This window comes from Staphylococcus sp. HMSC069D12 (assembly GCF_001810405.1).
Taxonomy (GTDB): Bacteria; Bacillota; Bacilli; order Staphylococcales; family Staphylococcaceae; genus Staphylococcus; species Staphylococcus haemolyticus.
In genome coordinates this window covers 21,477-33,580 of the sequence record NZ_KV801099.1, presented here as the reverse complement: position 1 = coordinate 33,580, position 12,104 = coordinate 21,477, and the positions used below count along the sequence as shown (strand labels likewise).

The 12,104-nt window shown below is 36.1% G+C and carries 9 protein-coding genes and 1 other annotated feature; all 9 genes read left to right on the top strand.

Going from position 1 to position 12,104, the window contains the following annotated elements; translation table 11 throughout:
- Positions 1–89: 89 nt before the first annotated feature.
- The 9 genes from rplK (at position 90) to rpsL (ending at position 12,083) form a co-directional block, all read left to right on the top strand.
- Complete coding sequence (rplK, locus tag HMPREF2737_RS03015; RefSeq protein WP_001832298.1) at positions 90–512, top strand: 50S ribosomal protein L11; 423 nt, start codon at positions 90–92, stop codon at positions 510–512.
- 224 nt (positions 513–736) lie between these two features.
- Positions 737–1,432 carry a 50S ribosomal protein L1 gene (gene rplA, locus HMPREF2737_RS03010; RefSeq protein ID WP_011276724.1) on the top strand — a complete coding sequence of 232 codons (696 nt, stop codon included), beginning with the start codon at positions 737–739 and terminating at the stop codon, positions 1,430–1,432.
- 259 nt (positions 1,433–1,691) lie between these two features.
- Positions 1,692–1,843, top strand: a sequence feature (ribosomal protein L10 leader region).
- Between the two features lie 38 nt (positions 1,844–1,881).
- Entirely contained in the window at positions 1,882–2,382 is a 501-nt protein-coding gene (gene rplJ, locus HMPREF2737_RS03005) for a 50S ribosomal protein L10 (RefSeq protein ID WP_037552084.1), read from the top strand.
- A 39-nt stretch (positions 2,383–2,421) separates the two neighbouring features.
- Positions 2,422–2,790 (top strand): 50S ribosomal protein L7/L12, encoded by a 369-nt coding sequence (gene rplL, locus HMPREF2737_RS03000; protein WP_011276720.1) that lies wholly within the window; start codon positions 2,422–2,424, stop codon positions 2,788–2,790.
- 172 nt (positions 2,791–2,962) lie between these two features.
- A complete protein-coding gene (locus tag HMPREF2737_RS02995; RefSeq protein ID WP_037552083.1) occupies positions 2,963–3,571 on the top strand; it encodes a class I SAM-dependent methyltransferase in 609 nt (202 codons plus the stop codon).
- Between the two features lie 206 nt (positions 3,572–3,777).
- A complete protein-coding gene (gene rpoB, locus HMPREF2737_RS02990) occupies positions 3,778–7,329 on the top strand; it encodes a DNA-directed RNA polymerase subunit beta (RefSeq protein WP_037552082.1) in 3,552 nt (1,183 codons plus the stop codon).
- A gap of 199 nt (positions 7,330–7,528) precedes the next feature.
- Positions 7,529–11,122 (top strand): DNA-directed RNA polymerase subunit beta', encoded by a 3,594-nt coding sequence (gene rpoC / locus HMPREF2737_RS02985; protein ID WP_161510996.1) that lies wholly within the window; start codon positions 7,529–7,531, stop codon positions 11,120–11,122.
- A 197-nt stretch (positions 11,123–11,319) separates the two neighbouring features.
- On the top strand, positions 11,320–11,580 hold the full coding sequence (locus tag HMPREF2737_RS02980; RefSeq protein WP_037552077.1) for a ribosomal L7Ae/L30e/S12e/Gadd45 family protein: 261 nt from the start codon (positions 11,320–11,322) through the stop codon (positions 11,578–11,580).
- A gap of 89 nt (positions 11,581–11,669) precedes the next feature.
- Entirely contained in the window at positions 11,670–12,083 is a 414-nt protein-coding gene (gene rpsL, locus HMPREF2737_RS02975; RefSeq protein WP_016931318.1) for a 30S ribosomal protein S12, read from the top strand.
- Positions 12,084–12,104: the final 21 nt, after the last annotated feature.

Below are 12,104 nucleotides of genomic sequence, written 5' to 3'. Positions count from 1 at the left end.
ATAGCGCTCATTTCGTCACGAAATGTTTATGAGTGGGAGGGCAAAACTGAGCCCTGTGACCACATCACGATATCAAGGAGGTGCACATCGTGGCTAAAAAAGTAGAAAAAGTAGTTAAATTACAAATTCCTGCAGGTAAAGCGAACCCAGCACCACCAGTTGGTCCAGCATTAGGTCAAGCAGGTGTGAACATCATGGGATTCTGTAAAGAATTCAACGCACGTACACAAGAACAAGCAGGTTTAATCATTCCGGTAGAAATCAGTGTTTATGAAGATCGTTCATTTACATTCATTACTAAAACTCCACCGGCTCCAGTACTACTTAAAAAAGCAGCTGGCGTAGAAAAAGGTTCTGGTGAACCTAACAAAACTAAAGTTGCTACAGTAACTAAAGATCAAGTACGTGAAATTGCTCAAACTAAAATGCAAGACTTAAACGCTGCAGACGAAGAAGCAGCTATGCGTATTATCGAAGGTACTGCTCGTAGTATGGGTATCACTGTACAATAATTAATGAATACAAAGTTAGTTTAATTTTGAAATAAACTGATAGACGATAGCAGGTAACAGAAATGACAACGACAATATTGTCTATGATTAGTCTGGGTGACTAGTAATCTTTCTTAAGATTACTCAAACATTAGACATTCATCTGTTATCTGCTCTTAACTTGTGTTAGGCACAAGTAAGCGTGGGAGGAAATTCCGCTAAAACCACTAAAGGAGGAACAATAAATGGCTAAAAAAGGTAAAAAGTATCAAGAAGCAGCTAATAAAGTTGATCGTACTAAACATTATAGTGTTGAAGAAGCAATCAGCTTAGCTAAAGAAACAAGCATTGCTAACTTTGACGCATCAGTTGAAGTTGCTTTCCGTTTAGGAATTGATACACGTAAAAATGACCAACAAATCCGTGGTGCAGTAGTATTACCAAACGGAACTGGTAAATCACAACGTGTATTAGTATTTGCTAAAGGTGACAAAATCACTGAAGCAGAAGAAGCAGGCGCAGATTACGTAGGTGAATCTGAATACGTACAAAAAATCCAACAAGGTTGGTTCGACTTTGACGTAGTAGTAGCTACACCAGACATGATGGGCGAAGTAGGTAAATTAGGTCGTGTATTAGGACCTAAAGGTTTAATGCCAAACCCTAAAACTGGTACAGTAACTATGGACGTTAAAAAAGCTGTTGAAGAAATCAAAGCTGGTAAAGTTGAATACCGTGCTGAAAAAGCAGGTATTGTACATGCTTCAATCGGTAAAGTTTCATTCAGCGATGAAAAATTAGTTGAAAACTTCAAAACTTTACAAGATGTATTAGCTAAAGCTAAACCATCATCTGCTAAAGGTACTTACTTCAAATCTGTTGCTGTAACTACAACAATGGGTCCTGGAGTTAAAATTGATACTTCATCATTCAAATTATAATTAAGTGTAAACTTATTTAATTATAGAACCTGTGACTTTCGAATGTCACAGGTTATTGTTATGTATATACAGAAATAACTTTTGTGTGAACATGATGTTATCTATAAATGGGATTTATTTATTCCGAGCATATTGAAGTCTATGTCTTTATATATGATGGCGAAGAAACAAGTAGTCGATAGAGAAGTAATAACTTTATCTCATTTTATAGAAAAAATTGGAAAAGTGATTGACATATTACAATAATGAGGTTATATTATTTATTGTGATTATTTTACCTAAGACAGTAGGAGTTATAGTATAACTTAAAAATTATCCTGCCGAGGCTAAAATTGACTTGAACGTGTGATCATAAAAATGATCTTTCAAGCGCTTTTTGCCGTGGGTAGAAAGTGCTTTTTTTATTGAGAAATTTAAAAAGCACCAAAAATAAAAATGGAGGTGTCTGAATGTCTGCTATTATCGAAGCTAAAAAACAACAAGTTGATGTTATTGCTGAACAACTTAAAAATTCAGTTTCAACTGTTATCGTTGACTACCGTGGCTTAACAGTTGCAGAAGTAACTGAACTACGTTCACAATTACGTGAAGCTGGTGTTGAGTACAAAGTTTACAAAAACACTATGGTTCGTCGTGCAGCTGAACAAGCAGGTATCAAAGGCTTAGATGAATTCTTAACAGGTCCTACAGCTGTTGCAACTTCAACTGAAGATGTAGTAGCACCAGCGAAAGTTATCGCAGGATTTGCTAAAGAACATGAAGCTTTAGAAATCAAAACAGGCGTTATGGAAGGTAGCGTTATTTCAGCAGAAGAAGTTAAAACTGTTGGTTCATTACCTTCACACGATGGTCTTGTTTCTATGCTTTTATCAGTATTACAAGCTCCAGTACGCAACTTCGCTTATGCGGTTAAAGCTGTTGGAGAACAAAAAGAAGAAAGCGCTGAATAATTGCGCATAAAAAATTAAAATAATTGGAGGAAATATAAAATGGCTAATCAAGAACAAATCATTGAAGCAATTAAAGAAATGTCAGTATTAGAATTAAACGATTTAGTAAAAGCAATTGAAGAAGAATTTGGTGTAACAGCAGCAGCTCCTGTAGCAGCAGCTGGTGCAGCTGGTGGCGGAGACGCAGCAGCAGAAAAAACTGAATTTGACGTTGAGTTAACTTCAGCTGGATCTTCAAAAATCAAAGTTGTTAAAGCAGTTAAAGAAGCAACTGGCTTAGGCTTAAAAGATGCTAAAGAATTAGTAGATAACGCACCTAAAGTAATCAAAGAAGGCGTTGCTAAAGAAGAAGCTGAAAAACTTAAAGAACAATTAGAAGAAGTTGGAGCTACTGTAGAATTAAAATAATTCTAGTATCTTAACTTAATATCGAAGGTTATGTGTTTTTGATGTATTAATAATGCATTATCAGAACTAACCCGAATTCTTTGAGAAATTAAAACCCCGTTATCACGATAACGGGGTTTTTACTTCATTTTCTAGTAAAATAAAGATGAACAATGAAAAAAGAGGTGACGTTATGGGACACTATTATGATGAAAATCCAAATGTACAAAGTGATGAAAGAGTTATTCAATATCATTATCATTCCCATCAATTAAATTTAACTACAGATGCAGGTGTGTTCTCAAAAGCACAAGTAGATTTTGGATCAGATACGTTAGTACAAACATTTTTAAACGAGCATCCTCCTGGACCAAGTAAGACGATTGCTGATGTCGGATGCGGGTATGGTCCGATAGGATTAATGATTGCAAAAGTTTCGCCACATCATCAAATTACTATGGTTGATGTGAATCATCGTGCCTTAAATCTTGCTGAAAAGAATAAAAAAGCAAATCAAATTGATAACGTCATTATCAAAGAAAGTGATGGTTTATCACAACTAAAGGATAGTCATTTTAATTATGTACTAACCAATCCTCCCATTAGAGCTGGCAAAGAAGTTGTTCATCGTATTTTTGAAGAAGCATATCAACAGTTAAATTCACAAGGTGAGTTGTACGTTGTGATTCAAAAGAAACAAGGTATGCCTTCTGCTAAAAAGAAAATGGAAGAAATTTTCAATAATGTCGAAGTTGTTAACAAGAATAAAGGATACTATATATTGAAAAGCCGAAAAGGTTGATTTCAAAGTTGTATTCTGATATAGTTATAAAATGTAAAAAATTATGTTCAATAAGTGTGTACTTTTACGCGAAAAGAGTACGATAAACAAGAATAAATGTAGAATCGAAAATGGTGTCATCAACTGTGTTGCCGTTTTCTTTTTGTCTTGTTATACGATTTTTACGCGTATTGGTTCATCACACAATATTTGAGGGGTGAATCTGTTTGGCAGGTCAAGTTGTCCAATATGGAAGACATCGTAAACGTAGAAATTATGCGAGAATTTCAGAAGTATTAGAATTACCAAACTTAATAGAAATTCAAACTAAATCTTACGACTGGTTCCTAAAAGAAGGTTTATTAGAAATGTTCCGTGATATTTCTCCAATTGAAGATTTCACAGGTAACCTTTCTTTAGAGTTTGTAGATTATCGATTAGGTGAACCAAAATATGATTTAGAAGAATCAAAAAACCGTGACGCTACTTATGCTGCACCTCTTCGTGTTAAAGTACGTCTAATAATCAAAGAAACTGGCGAAGTTAAAGAACAAGAAGTATTTATGGGTGACTTCCCATTAATGACAGATACAGGTACATTCGTAATCAATGGTGCAGAACGTGTAATCGTGTCTCAATTAGTACGTTCACCATCCGTTTATTTCAATGAGAAAATTGACAAAAACGGTCGTGAAAATTATGATGCGACAATTATCCCTAACCGTGGTGCATGGTTAGAATATGAAACAGATGCTAAAGATGTAGTTTATGTACGTATTGATAGAACGCGTAAATTACCATTAACAGTATTATTACGTGCTTTAGGCTTCTCAAATGATCAAGAAATTATTGATTTATTAGGAGACAGTGAATATTTACGTAATACGCTTGAAAAAGATGGCACTGAAAATACTGAGCAAGCATTATTAGAAATATACGAACGTTTACGTCCTGGTGAGCCACCAACAGTTGAAAATGCGAAAAGTTTACTTTATTCACGCTTTTTCGACCCTAAACGTTATGATTTAGCAAGTGTTGGTCGTTACAAAGCTAATAAAAAATTACACTTAAAACACCGCTTATTTAACCAAAAATTAGCAGAACCAATCGTTAATAGCGAAACTGGTGAAATTGTTGCCGAAGAAGGTACAGTTTTAGACCGTCGTAAATTAGACGAAATTATGGAAGTTTTAGAAACAAATGCTAATAGTGAAGTGTTTGAATTAGAAGGTACAGTTATTGATGAACCTGTTGAGATTCAATCAATCAAAGTTTACGTACCAAATGATGAAGAAGGTCGTACGACTACTGTAATTGGTAATGCATTACCAGATTCAGAAGTTAAATGTATTACACCAGCAGATATTATTGCTTCAATGAGTTATTTCTTTAACTTGTTAAATGGCATTGGTTATACAGATGATATTGACCACTTAGGAAACCGTCGTTTACGTTCAGTTGGTGAATTATTACAAAACCAATTCCGTATCGGTTTGTCAAGAATGGAACGTGTTGTACGTGAAAGAATGTCAATTCAAGACACAGACTCTATCACACCACAACAATTAATTAATATCCGTCCAGTTATTGCGTCAATTAAAGAGTTCTTCGGTAGCTCTCAATTATCACAATTCATGGACCAAGCCAATCCATTAGCTGAGTTAACGCATAAACGTCGTCTTTCTGCATTAGGACCTGGTGGTTTAACACGTGAACGTGCTCAAATGGAAGTACGTGACGTTCACTACTCTCACTATGGTCGTATGTGTCCAATCGAGACTCCAGAGGGACCAAACATTGGTTTGATTAACTCATTATCAAGTTATGCACGTGTGAATGAATTTGGTTTCATTGAAACACCATATCGTAAAGTAGACTTAGACACTAACTCTATTACAGATCAAATCGACTACTTAACAGCTGATGAAGAAGATAGCTATGTAGTTGCTCAAGCGAACTCTCGCTTAGATGAAAATGGTCGTTTCTTAGATGATGAAGTCGTATGTCGTTTCCGTGGTAATAACACAGTTATGGCTAAAGAGAAAATGGACTACATGGACGTATCTCCTAAACAAGTAGTTTCAGCTGCGACAGCATGTATTCCTTTCCTTGAAAATGATGACTCTAACCGTGCATTAATGGGTGCAAACATGCAACGTCAAGCAGTACCATTGATGAACACAGAAGCACCATTTGTTGGTACAGGTATGGAACATGTTGCTGCACGTGACTCAGGCGCTGCAATTACAGCTAAATATAGAGGTCGCGTTGAACATGTTGAATCTAAAGAAATCTTAGTTCGTCGTTTAGTAGAAGAAAACGGTACTGAACATGAAGGTGAATTAGATCGTTATCCATTAGCTAAATTCAAACGTTCAAACACTGGTACTTGTTACAACCAACGTCCAATTGTTTCAGTTGGCGATGTCGTTGAATATAATGAAATTTTAGCTGACGGACCATCAATGGAATTAGGTGAAATGGCATTAGGTCGTAACGTTGTCGTTGGTTTCATGACTTGGGACGGTTACAACTATGAGGATGCTGTTATTATGAGTGAACGTCTAGTTAAAGATGACGTTTATACTTCAATTCATATTGAAGAATATGAATCTGAAGCTCGTGATACTAAACTAGGACCTGAAGAAATCACTCGTGATATTCCAAACGTTTCAGAAAATGCACTTAAAAACTTAGATGATCGTGGTATTGTCTACGTTGGTGCTGAAGTTAAAGACGGTGACATCTTAGTAGGTAAAGTAACGCCTAAAGGTGTGACTGAATTAACAGCTGAAGAAAGATTATTACACGCTATCTTCGGTGAAAAAGCACGTGAAGTACGTGATACATCATTACGTGTACCTCACGGAGCTGGTGGTATCGTTCTAGATGTTAAAGTGTTTAACCGTGAAGAAGGCGATGATACTTTATCTCCAGGCGTTAACCAATTAGTACGTGTATACATCGTACAAAAACGTAAAATCCATGTTGGGGACAAAATGTGTGGTCGTCATGGTAACAAAGGGGTTATCTCTAAGATTGTACCTGAAGAAGATATGCCTTACTTACCAGATGGACGTCCAATTGATATCATGTTAAACCCACTTGGTGTACCATCTCGTATGAACATCGGACAAGTATTAGAATTACACTTAGGTATGGCTGCTAAAAACTTAGGCATCCATGTTGCATCTCCAGTATTCGATGGTGCGAACGATGATGATGTATGGTCAACAATCGAAGAAGCAGGTATGGCTCGTGACGGTAAAACAGTCTTATACGATGGTAGAACTGGTGAACCATTCGATAATCGTATTTCTGTTGGTGTTATGTACATGCTTAAACTTGCACATATGGTTGACGATAAATTACACGCTCGTTCAACTGGTCCATACTCACTAGTTACACAACAACCGCTTGGTGGTAAAGCACAATTCGGTGGACAACGTTTCGGTGAGATGGAGGTATGGGCACTAGAAGCATATGGTGCTGCTTACACATTACAAGAAATCTTAACTTACAAATCTGACGATACAGTAGGACGTGTTAAAACTTACGAAGCTATCGTTAAAGGTGAAAACATCTCTAGACCAAGTGTTCCAGAATCATTCCGCGTATTGATGAAAGAATTACAAAGTTTAGGTTTAGATGTCAAAGTTATGGATGAACAAGATAATGAAATCGAAATGGCTGATGTTGATGATGAAGATGCAACTGAGCGCAAAGTAGATTTACAACAAAAAGATGTTCCTGAAACTCAAAAAGAAACTACTGACTAATTAGAATTTGAAGTTATAAAAAAAGTAAGGGATTAGAAACTCAGTTCGATTTAAACTTAAAATAAGCTAATCGTGCTGATTTCTTCCCTACAATCATATGACTTGTTTTAGTTTCAATAGATGTAAATCAATCAAATAGCACAGCTAATCTAAATTGAAGGAGGTAGGCTCCTTGATTGATGTAAATAATTTCCATTATATGAAAATCGGTTTAGCCTCACCTGAAAAAATCCGTTCATGGTCATACGGTGAAGTAAAAAAACCAGAAACAATCAACTATCGTACATTGAAACCAGAAAAAGATGGTCTTTTCTGTGAAAGAATTTTTGGACCTACAAAAGACTGGGAATGTAGTTGTGGTAAGTACAAACGTGTACGCTACAAAGGCATGGTTTGTGACAGATGTGGTGTAGAAGTAACTAAATCTAAAGTACGTCGTGAAAGAATGGGACACATTGAATTAGCTGCTCCAGTTTCACATATTTGGTATTTCAAAGGTATTCCAAGTCGTATGGGTCTTTTATTAGACATGTCTCCTAGAGCATTAGAAGAAGTTATTTATTTCGCTTCATATGTTGTAGTAGATCCAGGTCCAACAGGCTTAGAGAAAAAATCATTATTATCTGAAGCTGAATTCAGAGAATATTATGATAAATACCCAGGTCAATTTGTAGCTAAAATGGGTGCTGAAGGTATTAAAGACCTATTAGAAGAAATTAACTTAGACGAAGAATTAAAATCATTACGTGACGAATTAGAATCTGCAACTGGTCAAAGATTGACACGTGCGATTAAACGTTTAGAAGTTGTTGAATCATTCAGAAACTCTGGTAATAATCCAGCATGGATGATTTTAGACGTACTTCCAATTATTCCACCTGAAATCCGTCCAATGGTTCAGTTAGATGGAGGACGTTTCGCAACAAGTGATTTAAATGATTTATACCGTCGTGTTATTAACCGTAATAATCGTTTAAAGCGTTTATTAGACTTAGGTGCTCCTGGCATCATCGTTCAAAACGAAAAACGTATGTTGCAAGAAGCAGTTGATGCTTTAATCGATAACGGTCGTCGTGGTCGTCCAGTTACTGGTCCAGGTAACAGACCATTGAAATCACTTTCACATATGTTGAAAGGTAAACAAGGTCGTTTCCGTCAAAACTTACTTGGTAAACGTGTTGACTATTCAGGTCGTTCAGTTATCGCTGTTGGTCCAAGCTTAAAAATGTATCAATGTGGATTACCTAAAGAAATGGCACTTGAATTGTTCAAGCCATTCGTAATGAAGGAATTAGTTCAACGTGAAATTGCTACTAACATCAAAAATGCTAAAAGTAAAATTGAGCGTATGGACGATGAAGTATGGGACGTATTGGAAGATGTAATTAGAGAACACCCTGTATTACTTAACCGTGCACCTACACTTCACAGATTAGGTATCCAAGCATTCGAACCTACATTAGTTGAAGGTCGTGCTATCCGTCTACATCCACTTGTAACAACAGCTTACAACGCGGACTTTGACGGTGACCAAATGGCCGTTCACGTTCCTTTATCTAAAGAAGCACAAGCTGAAGCACGTATGTTAATGTTAGCTGCTCAAAACATCTTGAACCCTAAAGATGGTAAACCTGTCGTAACACCATCACAAGATATGGTATTAGGTAACTATTACTTAACATTAGAACGTAAAGATGCAGTGAACACTGGTACTATCTTTAATGATACAAACGAAGTGCTTAAAGCTTATGCAAATGGCTATGTTCATTTACACACTCGTATTGGTGTACACGCGAAATCATTTAACAACCCTACATTCACAGAAGCTCAAAACAACAAAATTTTAGCTACTTCAGTAGGTAAAATAATTTTCAATGAAATCATTCCTGATTCATTCGCATTCATCAATGAACCTAGTCAAACAAATCTTGAAGGTAAAACACCTGACAAATACTTTATTGATCCAACTCAATTAGGTGAAGGTGGACTTAAAGCATACTTTGAAGAACAAGAACTTATTGAACCGTTCAATAAAAAATTCTTAGGTAATATTATTGCCGAAGTCTTCAATAGATTCAGTATCACTGATACATCTATGATGCTTGATCGTATGAAAGATTTAGGTTTCAAATTCTCATCTAAAGCTGGTATCACTGTTGGTGTAGCAGATATTGTGGTACTTCCAGATAAACAAGACATTTTAGATAAGCACGAAAAATTAGTAGAACGTGTATCTAAACAATTTAATCGTGGTTTAATTACTGAAGATGAACGTTATAATGCCGTTGTTGAAATTTGGACAGATGCCAAAGATCAAATTCAAGGCGAATTAATGCAATCTCTTGAGAAAACAAACCCAATCTTCATGATGAGTGATTCTGGTGCACGTGGTAATGCATCTAACTTTACACAATTAGCTGGTATGCGTGGTTTAATGGCCGCACCATCAGGTAAAATTATTGAGTTACCAATCACATCTTCATTCCGTGAAGGTTTAACAGTGTTAGAATACTTCATCTCTACACACGGTGCGCGTAAAGGTCTTGCCGATACAGCCCTTAAAACAGCTGACTCTGGTTACCTTACTCGTCGTCTTGTTGACGTTGCTCAAGACGTTATTGTTCGTGAAGAAGACTGTGGCACAGACCGCGGCTTACTAGTTTCTGATATCAAAGAAGGTACAGAAATGATCGAACCATTCATCGAACGTATTGAAGGACGTTATTCTAAAGAAACAATTCGTCATCCTGAAACTGATGAAATCATCATCCGTCCAGACGAATTAATCACTGCTGAAATCGCTAAAAAAATTACTGATGCCGGTATTGAACAAATGTACATCCGATCAGCATTTACATGTAACACACGTCACGGTGTATGTGAAAAATGTTACGGTAAGAACCTTGCTACTGGTGAAAAAGTTGAAGTGGGTGAAGCAGTTGGTACAATCGCTGCCCAATCAATCGGTGAACCTGGTACCCAACTTACAATGCGTACATTCCATACAGGTGGTGTAGCAGGTAGCGATATCACTCAAGGTCTTCCACGTATCCAAGAGATCTTCGAAGCACGTAATCCAAAAGGTCAAGCTGTGATTACTGAAATCGAAGGTGTCGTTGAAGATATTAAATTAGCAAAAGATCGCCAACAAGAAATTGTTGTTAAAGGTGCTAATGAAACAAGATCTTACTTAGCTTCAGGTACTTCTAGATTAAAAGTAGAAGTCGGTCAATCAGTTGAACGTGGTGAAGTATTAACTGAAGGTTCAATCGAACCTAAGAACTTCCTAGCTGTTGCTGGTTTAAATGCGACTGAAAGCTACTTACTTAAAGAAGTTCAAAAAGTTTATCGTATGCAAGGTGTAGAAATTGACGATAAACACGTTGAAGTAATGGTAAGACAAATGTTACGTAAAGTTAGAATCATCGAAGCTGGTGATACTAAGTTATTACCTGGTTCATTGGTTGACATTCATAGCTTTACAGATGCAAACAGAGAAGCGTTTAAAGAACGTAAACGTCCAGCAACTGCTAAACCAGTATTGCTTGGTATTACAAAAGCTTCTCTTGAAACTGAAAGCTTCTTATCAGCAGCATCATTCCAAGAAACAACTCGTGTACTTACAGATGCAGCAATCAAAGGTAAACGTGACGACTTACTTGGACTTAAAGAAAACGTTATTATTGGTAAGTTAATTCCAGCTGGTACTGGTATGAGACGTTATAGTGACGTTAAATATGATAAAGCTGAAACACCAGTTACTGAAACTGAAGAAGCAGAAATCATTGAATAATAAATGAAATAATACTGAATTCATATTCATTTCAATATCTACGAGACGGGACTTATCAATCTTTTAAGACGATAGTCTCGCTCTCGTTCTTTATTTTTTATAATTAGTAAAAAGCCTGCAAAATATGTTGACTTAATACTGATTTAAGTGTTATTATTGTAAAGGTTGATGCAAGCAGAACTTTGGAGGATATTTTAATGTCTAATGAAAAAGTTGCACGCTTTAACAAACAACACTATGTAGTTGGTCTTAAAGAAACGCTTAAAGCGTTAAATAGAGATCAAGTTGCATCTTTGATTATTGCTCAAGACGTTGAGGTACATTTGTTAGCTCACGTATTTAGTTTAATCAATCATAAAAATATACCTATTATTTATTTTCAAAGCAAGCATGCTTTAGGAAGTTATGTAGGTATTAACGTTAATGCGACAATTGTTGCATTATTGAATGAGAATTAGTAAGTATATTGCTTACTAAATTTTATTTAACCTAAAAATGAACCACCTGGATGTGTGGAATTAAAAAGTGAAGAGAGGAGGACATTTCAATGCCAACTATTAACCAATTAGTACGTAAACCTAGACAAAGCAAATCTAAAAAATCAGATTCACCAGCTTTAAACAGAGGTTTTAATAGTAAAAAGAAACAATTTACTAACTTAAATTCACCTCAAAAACGTGGTGTTTGTACTCGTGTAGGTACTATGACACCTAAAAAACCTAACTCAGCGTTACGTAAATATGCACGTGTGCGTTTATCAAACAATATTGAAATCAACGCATACATCCCTGGTATCGGCCATAACTTACAAGAACACAGTGTAGTACTTGTACGTGGTGGACGTGTAAAAGACTTACCTGGTGTGCGTTACCACATCGTACGTGGTGCACTTGATACTTCAGGTGTCGACGGACGTAGACAAGGCCGTTCATTATACGGAACTAAAAAACCTAAAAATTAAGTTTAAGATTGTGTAAATTTT